16 protein-coding genes are annotated in these 18,095 nt (G+C 59.0%); 11 read left to right on the forward strand and 5 right to left on the reverse strand.

The features are described 5' to 3' along the window. Window positions 1–151: 151 nt before the first annotated feature. The 9 genes from ICA15_RS08620 to ICA15_RS08660 all read left to right on the forward strand — a co-directional run bounded on the left by ICA15_RS08620 (window position 152) and on the right by ICA15_RS08660 (window position 11,148). Window positions 152–649, forward strand: coding sequence for an Hcp family type VI secretion system effector (locus ICA15_RS08620; protein ID WP_150602870.1), 498 nt, complete (start codon window positions 152–154; stop codon window positions 647–649). A gap of 15 nt (window positions 650–664) precedes the next feature. Further along, window positions 665–1,108, forward strand: coding sequence for a type VI secretion system baseplate subunit TssE (gene tssE, locus ICA15_RS08625; RefSeq protein WP_210553004.1), 444 nt, complete (start codon window positions 665–667; stop codon window positions 1,106–1,108). After that, entirely contained in the window at window positions 1,092–2,885 is a 1,794-nt protein-coding gene (gene tssF, locus ICA15_RS08630) for a type VI secretion system baseplate subunit TssF (RefSeq protein WP_210553005.1), read from the forward strand. The genes tssE and tssF overlap by 17 nt, the downstream gene beginning before the upstream one ends. Next, on the forward strand, window positions 2,849–3,874 hold the full coding sequence (gene tssG / locus ICA15_RS08635; protein WP_210553006.1) for a type VI secretion system baseplate subunit TssG: 1,026 nt from the start codon (window positions 2,849–2,851) through the stop codon (window positions 3,872–3,874). Before tssF ends, tssG begins: the two co-directional genes overlap by 37 nt. Window position 3,875: 1 nt before the next feature. Continuing rightward, entirely contained in the window at window positions 3,876–6,416 is a 2,541-nt protein-coding gene (gene tssH, locus ICA15_RS08640; RefSeq protein ID WP_210553007.1) for a type VI secretion system ATPase TssH, read from the forward strand. Window positions 6,417–6,458: 42 nt separating this feature from the next. Next, complete coding sequence (locus ICA15_RS08645) at window positions 6,459–7,352, forward strand: hypothetical protein (RefSeq protein WP_210553008.1); 894 nt, start codon at window positions 6,459–6,461, stop codon at window positions 7,350–7,352. A gap of 96 nt (window positions 7,353–7,448) precedes the next feature. Next, window positions 7,449–8,453 (forward strand): hypothetical protein, encoded by a 1,005-nt coding sequence (locus ICA15_RS08650; RefSeq protein WP_210553009.1) that lies wholly within the window; start codon window positions 7,449–7,451, stop codon window positions 8,451–8,453. A 131-nt stretch (window positions 8,454–8,584) separates the two neighbouring features. Continuing rightward, on the forward strand, window positions 8,585–10,594 hold the full coding sequence (gene tssI / locus ICA15_RS08655; protein WP_210553010.1) for a type VI secretion system tip protein VgrG: 2,010 nt from the start codon (window positions 8,585–8,587) through the stop codon (window positions 10,592–10,594). Window positions 10,595–10,605: 11 nt separating this feature from the next. Further along, window positions 10,606–11,148 (forward strand): toxin-antitoxin system YwqK family antitoxin, encoded by a 543-nt coding sequence (locus ICA15_RS08660; RefSeq protein WP_210553011.1) that lies wholly within the window; start codon window positions 10,606–10,608, stop codon window positions 11,146–11,148. Window positions 11,149–11,299: 151 nt separating this feature from the next. On the opposite strand, the gene ICA15_RS08665 is transcribed toward ICA15_RS08660, so the two are convergent. Then, window positions 11,300–11,695 (reverse strand): DUF4280 domain-containing protein, encoded by a 396-nt coding sequence (locus tag ICA15_RS08665; protein WP_210553012.1) that lies wholly within the window; start codon window positions 11,693–11,695, stop codon window positions 11,300–11,302. A 190-nt stretch (window positions 11,696–11,885) separates the two neighbouring features. On the opposite strand from ICA15_RS08665, the gene ICA15_RS08670 reads away from it, so the two are divergent. Both ICA15_RS08670 and ICA15_RS08675 read left to right on the forward strand, forming a co-directional pair. After that, window positions 11,886–12,953, forward strand: coding sequence for a phosphotransferase family protein (locus ICA15_RS08670; RefSeq protein WP_210553013.1), 1,068 nt, complete (start codon window positions 11,886–11,888; stop codon window positions 12,951–12,953). 38 nt (window positions 12,954–12,991) lie between these two features. Continuing rightward, window positions 12,992–13,759, forward strand: coding sequence for an SDR family oxidoreductase (locus tag ICA15_RS08675; protein WP_042559635.1), 768 nt, complete (start codon window positions 12,992–12,994; stop codon window positions 13,757–13,759). 181 nt (window positions 13,760–13,940) lie between these two features. Here ICA15_RS08675 and ICA15_RS08680 read toward each other — a convergent pair whose 3' ends face one another. The 4 genes from ICA15_RS08680 to ICA15_RS08695 all read right to left on the reverse strand — a co-directional run bounded on the left by ICA15_RS08680 (window position 13,941) and on the right by ICA15_RS08695 (window position 18,091). Beyond that, window positions 13,941–14,162 (reverse strand): hypothetical protein, encoded by a 222-nt coding sequence (locus ICA15_RS08680; RefSeq protein ID WP_210553014.1) that lies wholly within the window; start codon window positions 14,160–14,162, stop codon window positions 13,941–13,943. A gap of 878 nt (window positions 14,163–15,040) precedes the next feature. Then, window positions 15,041–15,298 carry a DUF1652 domain-containing protein gene (locus tag ICA15_RS08685; RefSeq protein WP_150602881.1) on the reverse strand — a complete coding sequence of 86 codons (258 nt, stop codon included), beginning with the start codon at window positions 15,296–15,298 and terminating at the stop codon, window positions 15,041–15,043. A gap of 136 nt (window positions 15,299–15,434) precedes the next feature. Next, entirely contained in the window at window positions 15,435–16,931 is a 1,497-nt protein-coding gene (locus ICA15_RS08690; RefSeq protein WP_210553015.1) for a helix-turn-helix transcriptional regulator, read from the reverse strand. Between the two features lie 275 nt (window positions 16,932–17,206). After that, entirely contained in the window at window positions 17,207–18,091 is an 885-nt protein-coding gene (locus ICA15_RS08695) for a LysR substrate-binding domain-containing protein (RefSeq protein WP_150602883.1), read from the reverse strand. Window positions 18,092–18,095 lie beyond the last annotated feature (4 nt).

Below are 18,095 nucleotides of genomic sequence, written 5' to 3' on the forward strand. Positions count from 1 at the left end.
TATTGAATGGCAAAAACTGAGCTCTGGGGGAGCCCCCTCTCACAGGCCCACTGAATTACCTGTGGCGAGGGGATTTATCCCCTCACCACAGGGTCCGCGCTCCACGCACTGACCCATTTGCCCAATTTGAATTTTTCAGGAGTTTCAAGCGATGGATGCAATCATTCTCGACCTCGGCGGCGACATCAAAGGCGATAGCCTGCTCGAGGGTTTTGCCGACAAGATCGAAGTCATGTCCTACAGCCATAACGTGGCGATGCAGGTGACCAACGACGTCAGCAACTCGGAGCGAACCTCCGGCAAACCGCACATCGGCGAGTTCACCGTAACCAAGTTCGTCGACAGCTCGACGCCCTCTCTCAACGAATATTGCTGCGCCGGCAAACCGATTCCCGAAGCCATCATCACCATCGGTCGCAACGCCGCCGAAGGCAGCGGGCAGTTGATGCCCTTTATCGTCTACACCCTGACTAACGTGGTGCTGTCGAACGTCAGTGTCAGCGGCGGCACCGGTGGCAAACCGGTAGAAACCGTGTCGCTGAACTTCACCAAAATCAAATGGGAGCTCACCGCGCAGAAAGACGATGGCACCAAGGAAGGCACCGCCGCGTCGACGTGGGACATGGCCGCCAACAAGCTTGTCAGCTAACCCGGCATCGCGGCCATGGCAGGCACCGGCATACTCGCTCCGCTGTTCGAACGCCTCGCCTCCAGCGAGGCCGACGACACGCGGGAATTTGATCGCCAGGACTTGCTCGACTCGGTACACGCCGAGCTCGGGCGCCTGTTCAACACTCGCCGTGGCCCGCGCACGCTGACCAACCCACCCAGCGTGATCGACTACGGCATCGCCGACTGGAGCGCCCTGCAACAGCAGCGCAGCGATGACCGTCGACGCCTGGCGCGGGACATCCGCGAAGCCATTACTTACTTTGAACCACGCCTGAAACTGGCCGAGGTTCAGGTCAATCCTCTGCCCGCGCACCCACAGCTAATGAGCATTCGCTTGCTCGGCGAGCTGCGCAGCGGCGAGCAACACTGGCCGGTGGCGTTTGTCATCGAACCCGGCGGCCAAGGGCTGGAGGTGCGCCATGAGCGACTCGATTGACCCGCAACTGCTCGACTACTATCAGCGCGAACTGACTTGGCTGCGCCACGCCGGCAGCCAGTTTGCCGAGCGCTACCCGAAAGTCGCCCGACGTCTGCAACTGTCCCCCGGCGAATGCCCCGACCCGCATGTCGAACGCTTGCTCGAAGGTTTTGCGTTGCTCGCGGCGCGGCTGCAACGAAGGCTGGATGACGATTACGCCGAATTCAGCGATGCGCTGCTTGAACAGCTCTACCCGTTGGCCATGCGCCCATTGCCCTCCTGCGCAATCGTTCAGTTCGAACCAGACCCAGGCAAAGGCAATCTCGACGACGGCTATCCCCTGCCCCGCGATACGCCGTTGTTCGTGACCACCAGCAAAGGCGAGAGCATCCATTTTCGGACCACGGCCGCCGCGTGTCTGTGGCCCATTGAAGTGAGCGAAGCGCTGCTGCTGGGCAGCGACGAAGCCCAGGCGCTGACCGGTGTCGCGCAGTCGCGTTCGGCGCTGCGCCTGAGTCTGCGTTGCCTGGGTGAAAGCCAGTGGTCAGCGCTGGGTATCGAGCAACTGCGTATCCACCTTGCGGCTTCGCCCGTGGTCAATGCCTGCCTGTATGACTTGCTCGGCGCCCGGGCGGTGCAGGTGCTGGCAGGGTCGCCCGGCAGTGTCCCGACTGCGCTGAAAGACTTGCCGAAAATCGTTGGTTTCAGCGATGACGAAGTCATGCTGCCCGATGAAGACGGCGTGCATCCGGGCATGCGTCTGCTGGCCGAGTACTTCGCCTTCCCGGACAAATTCCATTTCTTCGACCTGCCGTTGAGCGGCGTCGCCAGTGACAGTCAGACGCTTTATCTGTACATCGTTTTCGACCGTGCGCCGACCAGTCGCCTGCATTTGCAGGCCAGTGACATCGCCCTCGGCTGCGCGCCGGTGATCAATCTGTTCCCGCGTACCTCCGAGCCGCTGCGTCCGGACGGCACCCGCAGCGAGTACCGTTTGATTGCCGACAGCCACCGCGAAAACAGCGTCGAGATCCACAGTATTCGCGGCATGCGCGCCAGTTCCCGCGCCGGCGTGCAACGACTGCCGGCCTATTACGGCAGTCAGCACAGCGGCGGCGATCAACAACGTTATTGGCATGCTCGCCGGGTCAGCGGCATGACCCCGAACCGCCTCGGCAGTGACCTGCTGGTGAGCGTGGTCGACACCCGTTTTGAACCGCAAACCAATCTGCCCGATTACAGCCTCACCGCCGAGTTGCTTTGCACCAACCGTCACCTCGCACAGAGTTTGCAAGCCGGCACGCCGTTGGGTTTCGAGCGCCCCGGCCCGGTGGCGTGGGCGCGCCTGCGCAACCCGCCGAGCCCGCAGAGCATGCCGCGACTGGACGGCGATTCGCGTTGGCGGCTGGTGTCGCAACTGACCCTCAATCACTTGTCACTGGTCGAAGGCCCGCAGGCGCTCGATGCGCTGAAAGAGATTCTGCATCTGCATAATTTGCGAGATGAGACCAGCGCCATACGCCAGATCGAAGGCCTGTCGAGCCTGGGTTGCGAGCGGGTAATCGGCCATGTCGGCGCGGATGCCTGGCGCGGTTGGCGCAATGGTCTGGAAGTGCAACTGCAGCTTGATCCGCAGCATTTTGTCGGCAGCAGCGCGGTGTTGTTTTCAGCGGTGCTCGCACAGTTCTTTTCGGTGTACGCCACTGCCAATCGCTTTGTGCGCACGGTATTGATGCAGGACGACAAGGAGGTCAAGGCATGGCAACCCCAAGCCGGCATGCCGCTGTCGCTCTGACGCTGAGCCAGCGACTGCGCCGCGATCCGCAGGCGTTCGAGTGGTTGCAGGCGTTGCTGCTGCTGGAGCGCGAGCAGCCACAAGCCGCCTCCCTTGGCAGCGGCACCGCGCCGCAAGCCGAAGCGCTGAAGTTGCGCGGGCCGCTGACGCCGTTGTTCGCCGCCAGCCAGATCGAAAACCTGCGCGAAGAGCCCGGCGAACCGTTGACCCTCGACACACCGATCTTCGGCCTCGGCGGCCCCGACGGTCCCCTGCCCTACGCCTATCAGGAATGGCTGCAACAACGGGCGCGGGCCAAGGATCATGCGCCGGCCGCGTTCCTCGATCTGTTTCAGCATCGCCTGCTCAGCCTGCTGTACAAGGTGATGCGCAAACACCGCATCGCCCTCGGCTTTGTCACGCCGGGCACCTCGCCGGTGCAGGCGCAACTGCGCGCGCTGACCGGGTTGCTGCCCAAATCCTTACAGGAGCGTCAGGCCATTCCCGATTGCGCGGTGTTGGCCTGCACCGCGTTGTTTGCCGATGGTCGCCGGTCACTCGCCGGGTTCGCCGCGGTTGTGCGTGAGCAGTTCGCCGTGCCGGTTGAATTGAGCGCTTATGAAGGGGCGTGGCGCGAGATTCCACTGGCCAGTCGCAGCCTGATGAAACCCGGTGGCCGCAATCTGCAGCTTGGTCGCACGGCCGTCGCCGGGACACGCGTCTGGGATGAACACGCCGGTATTCGTCTGACCCTCGGGCCGTTGCCCTCGGCGCAGGCCGGGCGTTTTTTGCCGGACGGTGAAACCCATCCGGCGCTGGCCAGTCTCGCGGCGCTGTATTTCGGTCCGGATCTGGACGTGACACTGGTGCTGCTGATACGCGGCGCCGGGCCAATGAAACTTGGGCGCCAGGCTCCAGTGCAACTGAGCTGGAACGGCGGTTTGCAACGTCAGGCCAGCCTCGCTGTGCAACGCATCGAAACCCGCCTTCGGCAGCTGGAGATCACCTGAAATGGAACTGGCCAGCCTGATCGGACGCCTCAACCCGGACAACCGCCGCGCCCTCGAACGCGCTGCGCAACGCTGTCTGCAACGCGGGCATCACTATGTCGAGATAGAGCACCTGCTGCTGGAACTGCTCGACATTGAGGGCGGTGACTTTGCTTTTCTGTTGCCGCGTTTCGGTCTGGAACGTGATGCGCTGACGGCGGAAATCAACAAGGCGCTGGAGCTGTTCAAATCCGGCAGCACGCGCACCCCGGCGCTGTCTTCCCACACCTTGGGATTGCTGGAAGATGCGGTGGTGCAGGCCAGCGTGTTGGGGCTCGACAGCATTCGTTCCGGCCTGCTGTTGCTGGCACTGATCGATCGCGAAGAACGCCGCAGTTTGTTGCTCAACAGCGCGTCGTCGTTGCTGCGCATTCCCAAGGAAGCCCTGCGTGCGAATCTGCTGGAGTGGACGGAAAATTCGCGGGAACACGTCGGCCCGCGCTCCATGGCTTCTGGAAATCCTGCGCCACGGCAAGATTCGGTGCTTGATCAATACACCCAAGACCTGACCGCCGACGCTCACGCCGGGCGCATCGACCCGATTGTGGGGCGCGACGGCGAGATTCGTCAGTGCATCGACATTCTTCTGCGCCGCCGCCAGAACAATCCGATTCTGGTCGGCGCACCGGGCGTGGGCAAAACCGCCGTGGTCGAAGGCCTGGCCCTGCGCATCGCCGCCGGTGATGTGCCGCCGTCGTTACAGGAAGTCAGTTTGCGCGTGCTCGACCTTGGCTTGTTACAGGCCGGCGCCGGGGTCAAAGGCGAGTTCGAACAACGGCTCAAAGGTGTAATCGACGCGGTGCGTAACGCCGACAAACCAATCATCCTGTTCATTGATGAGGCCCACACGCTGATCGGCGCGGGCGGGGCCGAGGGCGGCAGCGATGCAGCGAACCTGCTCAAACCGGCGCTGGCCCGTGGCGAGTTGCGCACCCTCGCCGCAACAACCTGGATGGAGTACAAAAAATACTTCGAGAAGGACCCAGCCCTCGCCCGTCGCTTTCAGCTTGTGCAGGTAGAGGAGCCGGACGAAATCACCGCCGTGGAAATGCTCCGTGGTGTGGCCGCCAAACTTGAACAACATCACGGCGTGCAAGTGCTCGACGCGGCGATCCATGAAGCGGTGAAACTCTCACACCGCTACATCTCAGGCCGCCAGTTGCCGGACAAAGCCATCAGCGTGCTGGATACCGCGTGTGCCCGTGTCGCCCTCGGCCAGCATGACGTGCCGCCACCGCTGGAAAGCCTGCGCCATCGGCAGAACAGCCTCAAGGATGAAGCCGATCGTCTGCGCCGCGAACAGGCCACCGGCCTCGATCACCGCGAGCGCATCACCCTGCTGGAAACCGAATCAGCCAGTAACGTGCAAGCCATCCGCGAACTGGAAACCCGCTGGGGCGAAGAACGCGTGGCCGTGCGCGAGCTTCTCGATACGCGCCGGGAATTGCTGGCGTTGAGCGAACGCGCCGACAGCGACAAACCTGACGAAGCCACCGACAGCCGCATCGATCATCTGGCCGCTGAATTGCTACGACTTGAAGCCGGACTGGACGCGATTCGGCAGGACGATCCGCTGGTGCCCGAGCAAGTCGACAGCAAAACCGTCGCCGCCGTGATTGCAGGCTGGACCGGCATTCCCGTCGGCAAAATGCTCGCCGACGAAGCCCACGCCGTACGCACCCTTGGCCAGCGCATGGGCCAACGGGTGATGGGTCAGAGCACCGCGCTGAACACCATCGCTCAGCGCTTGCAGGCCTATCGCGCCGGGCTGACCGATCCGCAAAAACCGGTCGGCGTATTTCTGCTGGTCGGCCCTACCGGCGTCGGCAAAACCGAAACCGCCTATGCGTTGGCCGACGCTTTGTATGGCGGCGAACGCAACCTGATCAGCATCAACCTTTCCGAATATCAGGAGGCGCACACCGTCAGCCAGCTCAAAGGTGCCCCGCCCGGTTATGTCGGGTATGGCAGCGGCGGCGTGCTGACTGAAGCGGTGCGGCGCAAACCCTATTCAGTGGTGTTGCTGGATGAAATCGAGAAGGCCCATCCGGATGTGCTGGAGGCGTTTTACAACGTGTTCGACAAGGGTTTGATGGAGGACGGCACCGGGTTGGTGGTGGATTTCAAGAACACCGTAATGCTGGCCACCAGCAATGTCGGTGCCGAACTGTTGCTCGACACGGCAGTAGCGCAACTCGGCTCTGACGCCTTCAACGAGGCGCTGCATAAAGTCCTGCTGAAAACCTTCCGCCCAGCGTTTCTGGCGCGCATGACCGTGGTTGCATATCGACCGCTGGATGAGGCGACGCTGGAAGGAATTGTGCTGGCCAAGCTTGAGAAGTTGCGTGGTCGGTACAAAGCGGCGACGGGCAAGCAGTTCGAGTTTGATTCAGGAATCGTTAAAGCGGTGCTCGCCAAGTGCAGCGCGGCGGGCGCGCGGGATGTCGAGAATGTGTTGATGACGCAGGTGACGGGGAAGTTGGCGGAGTGGGTATTGGAGTGATCCCTGCAAATGAGGATAGTCGGTGAAGAAGGAGCAACTCAATTGGCCAAATATATTGTTTTTAGCCGTGCGACAAACGACATCCAGATTACCTCCGATAAAAACGAGGATTACATCAGTGAAAATATCCACTTCACCGGCTATTGTTTCCCGGTCTGGTTTGACAAAGATGATAAAGCTGCACTGGATCAGATAAAGCCACTCATAAAAGTTCGCAGCGACCCACTACTTAAGGACGTGGAAGTGGTGTGCGATCAATTGATTGCGAAATACCCTGGATCAGGTTTCCTTTCCCTGGGCGCCAGCCCAAAACTGGTCAAGTGGCGAATGAAACAAAAAGGCGTCACCGTAAAAGCAGTGAATGTCAGCTCTATTGCCATCGGTGCGACTCCCTCACTGGCATTCACCACCTATCTGAACGGAAAACTTCCCACCCTGCCGAAAGATAAGCCCATTGTTGTGTTCGATTTCACGGACAGCGGAGCCAGCCTGTACCAAGTCAAAAGAAACGTGCAGGCTCTAGTGCCCGGTACCGAGGTAAAGACTGTTGCAGTAGGCCACTCGGAGAAACTGCTGAAGGGAATCAATAGAACATACAAAGACGATCTCGATCATATCTTCAACGAGACCATTCCCACTCTGTCGCGATTGCTATTCACCCAATCGACGAAAGGAACACTAGGACGTGCCAAGCCGAAAAACCCTTATGGCTCGTGGGCACAAAGCAATCGCGGGGCGGATCCAACGGCGGAACAGTATCGGCAGGCCAAAATTCAGTATCAGGCAGCCTTTACGGCAGGACGGTTTTTCTTCACGGAGGAGAATTTGATTGAGATCGTCACGACCATCGCCGAACAAACCGCCCCGGCCGAGGATGGTGCCGACGACTTTGAGGGAGGTTACGCAAGCGGTGACGATCATGACACGTTCTTTTAACGACGGAGCCTCTGGCGAATCAAGGCAGAACACGCGTACCACCGCGTGCCCCGATTTTTTCCCCGCCTATTTCTCCCTGGACAACAGGAGACAAAAATGACCAGCTGCTATTTTGCTCTCATGCAACGCCATCCCTTTCGAAAACAGGGCAACACCCTCCCGGCCGACTCTTACGCGCAACCGGAAATACGTGTTCAGCAAATTGAGGAGATGATCAAAAACGCCGAAGTCAGTATCACTTCCGAAAGTCTGCCGGCTCCAGATGTCAAAATAGCGATATGTCCAGAGCATTTCCTTGCACGACAGCATGGAAAAAAAATCGCCAGACCGACAGACGGAAGGTTTTTCAATGAAATGCACGAAGTAATACCCATACTCCAACAACTAACCTTGATCAGTCGGAGCAGACCTGACTGGTTGATTATCCCAGGCAGCATTACCGTGTTCGGTCTTAACCCTGTCAAATCAGGGGATCTGGAAAAAGACATTCTATACACCCACGACATGCTAACCAAGACAAATGACGCCGGTCATAACGCCACAATGCAGAATATTGGCTTACAGAAAGAACTGGACCTGACGCATTCATATTTAAAAAAACAAGGCGAACAGTTACTTCGACCGTGCTACAACATTGCCCCCATTTATCTTGCAGGAACAATAATAAAAATCAGACGAAAAAAGTTTGAAGCCTACGGAGAACAAGGCAGCCTCGACCTTATCGGTGAAGGGTCGGAGGCGGGTTTTTTCCCGATGAGCGATCCAAAGGCGGTTTTTGAGTTCAAAGGGCTGACCATAGGTGTTGAAATTTGTGTGGAACATGAACACGGTTTATTGAAATCCGAAGCACCTGATGGTCTTGATTTGCACATCCTTATTTCAAATGAGGTCACCCCCTTCACCGAACACGCAGCGCTTAAAGCAAATGGCGCGCTTGTGCATGTAGATACAAATTCAACGGGGGTTTACAGAAAAAACGAGCTGGTGGGTGCCTCTAACCCATGGGACTTCATCCCAAAAAACCACAGCGTACAAAAAAGTCATTTCGTCCGACAAAATGTTGGCGTCGAGGATGCTATTAGATTAGAGCTCGGAAAATGAACGCTCTTTTTGTTGTTTCTTGTCGTGATCTATCAGGCGAACGCAGTCTGTCAACGAATATCTCGTGCAAGAATTCGCGAAAAACATAACGCCGCTGTTTGGTACGGAATGCTTTTATTCGAGAGCACACTATGCCCCGCTCAACAGACTGCAATACCAGTATTTCAATGACCGCCTCTTCGCTGTCGGCGCTTTACCCTGAGTCGCTGACCGGCGACGAATCGCTCAATCTGTTGGGTGTACAAATCCTCAACGGCCTTAACGACGGCGCCTCGCTCACTCTGAGCAGCGCTATTGCCACACACGTCACCACCACCTTGCACAACGATGCGCAACTGCGTCCTTTCGATGCGCTGGTAGCCGAAATCCGCCAACTGCCGGCCGATGCCACCGCCGAGCGCTATCAACTTTTACTCAGGCCGTGGCTCTGGTGGCTGACGCTGGCCAGCAATAACCGCGTATTCCAGAACCTCGCCACCTCGGACATCGTCACCACGATCTTCAAGGCGCATGGCTTTACCGATTTCAAACTGTCGCTGACCGGCAGCTACACCCCGCGTGAATACTGCGTGCAGTACGGCGAAACCGATTTTTCCTTCGTCTCGCGCTTGCTCGAGGAGGAAGGTATTTTCTGGTTTTTCACCCACGATGCTGGTACGCACACGCTGGTTTTGGGCGACAGCAACGATGCCTTCGTACAGATTCCCAACGGCCCGACAGTCAGTTATCTGGGGCAAGGATTGGGCGAGCGTGAGTTGCACGGCATCCGTTCCGGGCAGGTGTGTTTACAAGCGGTAGCCGGGGTTTATCGGGCGACGGATTATGAGTTCACCACGCCGACCACCTCGCTGTACGACCAGGCCGAAGCGGTGGCCGGGCCGCTTTCAATGTATGAACATCCGGGCGGTTACAACGCCAAGGCGCGCGGCGATGCGTTGACCAAGCAGCGCGTCGACGGTTTGCGCAGTGAGGAGAAACGTTTTGTCGGTGAGAGCGACTGCCGATGGTTGGTTCCGGGGCATTGGTTCACCCTCGACGGCCATGATGATGCGAGTCTGAATATCGATTGGGTCGTCACGCGGGTCACTCATGACGTCAGTCACGAGCACTATCGCAACCGCTTCGAAGCGATTCCCAAAGCCACGCCGTTCCGTCCGCAGCGGGTCACGTCGAAACCACGGATGCACCCACAAACGGCGATTGTCGTGGGCAAATCCGGCGAGGAAATCTGGACCGACGAATACGGCCGGATCAAGTTGCAGTTTCCGTGGGATCGCGATGGCAAGAACGACGAAAGCAGTTCCTGTTGGGTGCGCGTGGTGTTGCCGTGGAGCGGCAAAGGGTTCGGCATGCAGTTCATTCCGCGTATCGGCCAGGAAGTCATCGTGACCTTTATCGACGGGGATCCGGATCGACCGCTGGTGACCGGTTGCGTCTACAACGGCGACAACGCCCTGCCTTACGCGCTGCCGGCCAATCAGACGCAATCGGGGATCAAGACGCAGTCGTCCAAGGGTGGCGGCGGCTTCAACGAGTTGCGTTTCGAAGACAAAAAAGACGCCGAAGAGGTGTTTTTGCAGGCGCAGAAAGATCTGAATATCAACGTGCTCAACGACACCACCGCCACCGTCGGCCACGACGAAACCCTCACCGTGCAGAACGCCCGCACGCGCACGGTCAAGGACGGCGACGAAACCGTGACCCTGGAGAAAGGCAAACGCAGTGTGACCATCCAGACCGGCAGCGACAGCCTCGATGTGAAAGACAGCCGCACGGTGACGGTCGGTGCCGATCAGAACCACAGCACCGGCGGCAACTACACCGACAAAGTCACTGGCGATTACAGCCTGACCGTGGACGGCAACCTGACCATCAAAGTCAGCGGCACCCTGACCCTGCAAAGCGGTGGCAGCTTCACGATCAAGAGCGGCGCTGACCTGGCGACTTCGGCCAGTACCTCGATCACCCACAAGGCCGGCACCGCCCTGACCAATCAGGCTGGGACTTCACTGGACAACAAGGCCGGTACCACGCTGACCAACGACGCCGGCATCAGCCTGACCAACAAGGGCGCGGCCTCACAGACCGTCGATGGCGGCGGCATGCTGACCATCAAGGGCGGCCTGGTGCAGGTCAACTGACGAGAGACGCCATGGCGATCACACCACTGGATCTGCAGCAGGATGACAAGCAACTCAAGGGCCGTTTGCAGGACGGTCAGCTTGAGGGGCCGCTGAACATCAAGGATGACGGACGCAAGCAGGCGGATTTGCAGTACAGCCAAGGAGAATTGCAGGGGACTTCCCTGCTCTATCACCCCAACGGCAAGGTTTCGGCGCAGATGCCGTTCGTGCGCGACAAGCTGCAAGGGGTGGCGAGTTTTTATGCGCCTGAGGGTTGGTTACAGCGCAAGGCGACGTATCGGCGCGGGTTGTTGCATGGCGAGGCATTCAATTACTTCCCCGACGGGCAAGTCGCGGAGGCCGAGTTCTATCGCGATGGGGTGCGTGAGGGGCGCTATCAGCGCTTTCATTCGAACGGGAAAACGGCGGTAGAAGCACGGTACGTGAATGGGCAGTTGTTGGAGCCGGAGCAAGGGTTTGCCGAGGATGGGCGGCCGTTGGGGGCGGATGGCAAGCCGATTTCGCGAGTGCGCTGGTGGTATCAGCGCTGGATGGATCCGCAGCAGGTCTGAGGTTTTTCGGGTGACTGGAATGGCCCTTCGCGAGCAGGCTCGCTCCCACAGTTGATTGCATCGCTTTGCACTTGAAATGCACTCCACTGCTGAAAGACATCTCCCTGTAGGAGCTGCCGAAGGCTCCTACGGCGTGGTTGGTACTTCGGGGTCACGGAATCAACATCTGCATCTGCCCCGGTACGACAATCTTGATCACCCCCGCCCAGTTGCACATCAACGTACTGTTGGCGTCGATTGCCGGCATCCCGCCCAATAACAAGGTCGGCGCCCCACCGGGAATCCACGGTGTGGCCGTCGCCGGAATGCACGGCATCGGCGTCAACACCCCCAACGCCGCCGCGGTCGCTGCGGCCACTATCGGATTGGCCAGACTCATGCACACCCCGAACGGCAGAATGTTCACCAATGGAATGTGATCCATGATGTTCGCCGCCGGTAACCCGCCGGTCAGCGTGCGGTTGACTGGCAGCACGTTGAGCATCGCCGGCGCGGCGCCGAAGCTGCATTGCAATGTGGCGGTGGCACAGACTTGCGGACAGCCCATTTGCAGACTCCTTCAGGGACACGACATACCCGCTAAACCTTAGCCTGCCGTGGCCCGCCCTGCACATTCCCAAAGGTGATTATCCGGCAACACGCTAACCTATAAGACCGACCCGCGCTTGTGACCGACCGGGCGCACCATTAGATTAGCCAATGATGTCTGGCCTCCAAAATAAGCAGAAGGGATAAGCATGGCGCTTACTGACCAGTCCACCCGTATCCGCTCTGGCGAAGAACTCGATGCCAGCCTGATCGATCCGTACCTCAAGGCACACATTCCGGGCCTGAGCGGCTCCCCGGCGATCAGCCAGTTTCCCGGTGGTGCGTCGAACCTGACTTATCTGCTGGAATACCCGCAGCAGGAGTTCGTCCTGCGCCGGCCGCCGTTCGGCCACAAGGCCAAATCCGCCCACGACATGGGCCGCGAATTCCGCATTCTCAATCAGTTGCGCGACGGCTTCCCGTATTGCCCCAAAGCCTATGTGCACTGCACCGACGAATCGGTGATCGGCGCCGAGTTCTACGTGATGGAGCGGGTCAACGGAATCATCCTGCGTTCAGAACTGCCGCCGGAGCTGGGCCTCGATTCGGCGAAAACCGAAGCGCTGTGCAAGGGCTTCATCGACCGCTTCGTTGAACTGCACCAGGTCGACTACAACGCCTGCGGCCTGGGCGATCTGGGCAAACCCGAAGGCTACGTTGCCCGCCAGATCAAAGGCTGGAGCGAACGCTACGAAAAAGCCCTGACCCCGGATGCGCCGCACTGGGAAGCAGTCAAAGCCTGGCTCAACGAGAAGATGCCAGCCGACCACCCGACCTCGAGCATCGTCCACAACGACTATCGCTTCGACAACGTCATCCTCGACCCGCAAAACCCGATGCAGATCATCGGCGTACTCGACTGGGAACTGACGACCCTGGGCGATCCGCTGATGGATCTGGGCAACACCCTCGCCTACTGGATTCAGGCGGACGACCCGGCACCGGTGCAACTGATGCGCCGCCAGCCAAGCCACGCACCGGGCATGCTCACCCGCCGCGAATTCGTCGACTACTACGCCGAGCGTTCGGGCATCCAGATCGACAATTTCGACTTCTACTACACCTACGGCCTGTTCCGCCTGGCCGGCATCGTGCAGCAGATCTACTACCGCTTCTACCATGGCCAGACCCAAGACAAACGCTTCGCGCAGTTCATTCACATGAACAAACTGCTGGAGCAGATGAGCTTGCAGGTCATCCAGAAATCCAGCCTCTGATCCAGGCCCTCCAACAAGACTTTTCACAAGGGAATCCCATGTCCAAGACTCAGTTGTTCGACCTCGACGGCAAGATCGCTTTCGTCTCCGGCGCCAGCCGTGGCATTGGTGAAGCCATCGCCAAACTGCTGGCCCAGCAAGGCGCCCACGTGATCGTCTCGAGCCGCAAACTCGATGGCTGCCAACATGTCGCCGACGCGATCATCGCCGCTGGCGGCAAAGCCACTGCGGTTGCCTGCCACATCGGTGAAATGGAGCAGATCAGCCAGGTGTTCGCCGGGATCAAGGAACAGTTCGGGCGCCTGGATATTCTGGTCAACAACGCCGCGACCAACCCGCAGTTCTGCAACGTGCTGGACACCGACCTCGGCGCTTTCCAGAAGACCGTCGACGTGAACATTCGCGGCTACTTCTTCATGTCCGTGGAAGCCGGCAAGCTGATGCGCGAAAACGGCGGTGGCAGCATCATCAACGTCGCATCGATCAACGGAATTTCGCCGGGCGTGTTCCAGGGCATCTATTCGGTGACCAAAGCGGCGGTGATCAACATGACCAAGGTCTTCGCCAAGGAGTGCGCGCAATTCGGCATCCGCTGCAACGCCCTGCTACCGGGTCTGACCGACACCAAGTTCGCCTCGGCACTGGTGAAAAACGACGCGATCCTCAAGCAAGCATTGACGCAGATCCCGCTCAAGCGCGTGGCGGATCCGAGTGAAATGGCTGGGGCGGTGTTGTATCTGGCGAGTGATGCGTCGAGCTACACCACAGGGGTTTCGCTGAATGTGGATGGTGGTTTCCTGTCCTGATTTTCGATCGTGATCCCTGTAGGAGCTGCCGAAGGCTGCGATCTTTTGATCTTGCTGTTAAAGATCAAAAGATCGCAGCCTTCGGCAGCTCCTACAGGGGTAAGGGGTTAGCCTGCGAGTTTGGGCAACTGCCAGCCAAAGTGCACCGCCAGCAACAGCCGAGACCTGCGCCCCGCCGGCGTTATTGAGTGACGCAACGGGTAGTGGTGATGTGCCGAGTCACCTGCTCGTCGACATAAGCATCGCCCGCCACCTCAGTGTTCTCGATGACCTGACAAGTACGTTCCGGCGGCGGAGGTGGCGCCACGGGTGGAGGCGGCGGCGGACTGGCACAACCGGCCAACAACGCCACACCAAAAGCCAGCAACAACGGCGAACACACGCGTTTCCCAAGACTGTTCATAGGACGACCCGCGATAAAAGGGAGACAAACTTCCGCGACCGAACCGACCACGGAAAACCTGACCACTCATTCTTTATAGACGAGACCTTCGTGAGCGCCAGTAAACCGGTGGTATGCGGGGACATTGGCTGTCGATTTTGCTTTGGAGTTCGAGAGATCAAGGCTCAAATCTCTCGTCGCCGGTGAAGCCGCCATCGCTGGCAAGCCAGACTCCCACAGGGATTGAGTACATCTGCTGGAAATTAGCTGGCTGTCAGGCCTCATCGCCAGCAGGCTGGCTCCTACAGGGATTGAGTACACCCCTGGCAGATACAGGTCGGCTGTCAGGCCGCTATCGCCAGCAGGCTAGCTCCCACAGTTGCACCCGGGTACACAAGCCCAGAGGCCGCCATCGCTGGCAAGCCAGCTCCCACAAGGATTTGAGTACACCTGACAGACACAGGTCGGCTGTCAGGCCGCCATCGCCAGCAGGCTGGCTCCCACAGAAAAGCAAAAACACACCCCCCCACCACCCTCGCTTCTAACCACTCAACACAATGAGCGTTAGCTCGAGTGCAGCTCTTGATCTAAAGGCCCGTCGGGAGGCTGAGTGGAGGGATTCATCCGGGGAGGACATCGAAAGGAGGTGCAGCGAAGCAAACCGGAATCGATGCCCCGGATGGATTCCGGAGCGAAGGAACCCCGAGCTTTAGCGAGCGGGCCGGACGTCAGGGCACAGACCTTTTGGTTACTTTTGGGGCGTTTGCCAAAAGTGACCCGCCGTAAGGGCGGAACCCCAATCCGCCATCACCAAAAAACCGGATATTCACCCAAAACCACCAAGAACATGGTCGGCCCAGAGGCCGCCATCGCTGGCAAGCCAGCTCCCACACACATGCCTAGGCCAAATCAGCATCCCGCGAAGAGCGCAAAGAATTACTCTCCAATTCATACCGCAATTCATCGATCAAAGCCGCCACCGACTCAGGCGTACGCAAGGCATTCAGCTTCAACCCACTGATCACCAGATCCACCTGCCCCGACACCGGGTGATAAAGCTTCACCGTCAGCGAATGATCCCCATCCACCGAACACTCACACGCCAGCGGCGCAAAACTGTGCTCAAGCTGGGCGCGCAACTGCGCAAGATTCATCATTGAGGCCATTCCTTAATCCGTTTCGAAGGGGCACGATCCCAAGCCAGAAAAGGCTCGTACCGCACCCCAACAGACTAAAAAAAGCGTCCTCGCCCCAACACATCAATTTGCACCCTGCCCACTAGTGCATTTGCACCTAACGTTGCCCCTTGGTGCGCCACTCACCGGAAAACAGCCCACGCTCCCGCGCCCACACGATCGCCTCACTGCGGCTATGCACATCGAGCTTGGAATACACCGTCGCCACATGATTACGCACAGTGTTCGGCGCCAGTTTTAGCCGCGCCGCAATCTCCTTGTCCGCCAGGCCTTCGCAGATCAGGCCAAGCACATCACGTTCCCGTGCCGTCAGATCGGTGAACGACACGCTCGGCAGTTGCGGTGAATTGATGTTCTTCACATTCGCCAGTTTTTCGATCAGCGTACGACTGAACCAAGAGGCGTCTTTCATCACCTCCTCAATCGCCGCCACCAGTTCAAGCTCGGTGCGTTTGCGCTCGGTGATGTCCATCAGCACCAGCAAATAGCACGGTATGTCGTGGATGTTGACGGTATCGGCGGACACTGCGCATTCCAGGATATCCGCATCCTTTTTGCGCACGCGCAAATCTACCCGGTCTACCCGACCGCTTTTTGCCAGCGCCGTCAGCAGACGGTTGCGGGCGCCCTCGTCGGCGATGAAATCCAGTTGCGTCACGGTTTTGCCCAATACGTCATCACTGGTATAGGCCAAGGAATCGAGGAAAGCCTGATTGACGTCCATGATCTGCTGCTCGTCGGCCGTGCAAATCAGAATCGGCACCGGGGTCAGTCGAAAAGCCGTGGCGAAGCGTTCCTCGCTCTGGCGCAGCGCCACCTCAGCCCGGCGGCGCAGCTCCACATCAACGAAGGAAAACAGCATGCACTGCTCGTCGTTGAGCAACAGGGGTTGCCCGGCGACAATCACTTGCTTGCTGCTGCCGTCAGGCAGGCGCAGCTCGGCCTGCATCTGCGGAATGGTCGCGACGTCGCGCAGGCGCTGGATGGCCAGATCTCTTTTCTCGGCATGCTCGAAAATGTCTATTTCATAGGCTGAAGTGCCGATCACTTGTTCGCGGGTATAGCCAGTCATCTCCAGAAACCCTGGATTGACCTTGATGTAACGCAAGTCGCTGAGACGGCAGATCACCGCCGGTGCCGGGTTGGCGTTGAAGGTTTTTTCGAAACGCAGCTCAGCGTTGGCCCAATCGGTGACGTCGCTCATGATCAACACCAGCGACTCCGGCTGCCCTTCGCGGTCGGTCAGCACCATGCTGCGCACGCTGTGAACCCAGACACGCTCCGGATCATCCACCGCGAACACCTCGATCAAAACGTCGCTGAAGACTTCGCAACGCGCAACACGGCTGATCGGGTAACTCTCGGGCGGCACCAGATGGTTATTGCGATAGCGCAAACTAAAGCGCTTGGCGTACTCGTCGGCATTCACGCCCAACTCACCAATCCGGCTGACACCGTGCATGGCCAGCGCTGCTTCGTTGGCCCAGAGGATGCTCTGATCAAGTTCAAGCAAAATCACACCGTCGGACAGCCCGGCGATGATCTGCTGTAACTGACGACGATTGGTTTCGCGGGTCAGGACTTCCTGGCTCATTGGATCTCCACAAGTGATACGCCCATGTGAAGGTTACGACCGCACGGCACCGTGATCGTGCGCCGCTATTTTGCACAACACACATCCCCTGTATTCGCACGACAGACATCCCCTGTATTCGCACGACAGACATCCCCTGTATTCGCACGACACACATCCCCTGTACTCGCACGACACGCATCCCCTGTAGGAGCTGCCGAAGGCTGCGATCTTTTGACTTTGGTTTTTAAAAACAAGATCAAAAGATCGCAGCCTTCGGCAGCTCCTACAGGGGTTTAGGGGTTTTCGCGCAATTCACGCAAGGTATCGAGAAACAGCTTGAGCACCGGCGAAGCATCGTCCGCGCGATAGGTGGCGTACAACGGCACTTCCGGCAACGCCGGGGTCAAGTTGCGGAACACCAGCCCCGCCGGCGCCAACTGTTCGATGGACGCTGGCAACAGCGCCACGCCAAAACCCGCACGCACCAGGCTGAGCAGGGTCTGCACCTCGATCACTTGCTGACGGATCTGCGGCGTGAAGCCGGCCTGAATGCAGCACTGATAAAGGAAATTGGCAAACCGTGACTGCTTCAACTCCAGCGCCACAAACGGCTCCAGCGCCAGATCCGCCGGGGCCAACACTTTGCGGCCAGCCAAGGGATGATCCGCTGGCATCACCACATGGATAGGCTCATAGATCAGCAATTCATTGCGCAGTTGTGGGTCGTCATAGCCCACGCGGAACACACAGGCGTCGATGCGTTTTTCCTTCAATGCCTTGACCTGCGCCGCCGGGGTCATTTCATGCAAACGCCAGGTGACTTGCGGATAGCGTTCGCGAAAAAGATGCAGCGCCTTGGGCAGCACGCCGACCATCACCGAACTGATCATGCCGATTTCCAGCTCACCGAGCTGCCCGCGCCCGGTCTGCCGGGTCAGGTCCAGGGCGCGTTCAAGTTGTTCGAACACCAGCGGCGCCTGCTCCTTGAGCATCTGCCCCGCTGCGGTCAGCTCGACGCGATGATGACTGCGTTCGAACAGTGGCGTGCCGAGTTCCTCTTCCAGCAGACGAATCTGTTGGCTCAACGGCGGCTGACAGATGTGCAGCCGCTCGGCGGCACGGCCGAAATGCAGTTCATCGGCCAGGGCCATGAAATACCGCAGCAGACGCAGATCCATGGCC

Origin of the sequence: Pseudomonas sp. P116 (genome assembly GCF_020149425.1) — a bacterium.
Lineage (GTDB): Bacteria > Pseudomonadota > Gammaproteobacteria > Pseudomonadales > Pseudomonadaceae > Aquipseudomonas > Aquipseudomonas anatoliensis.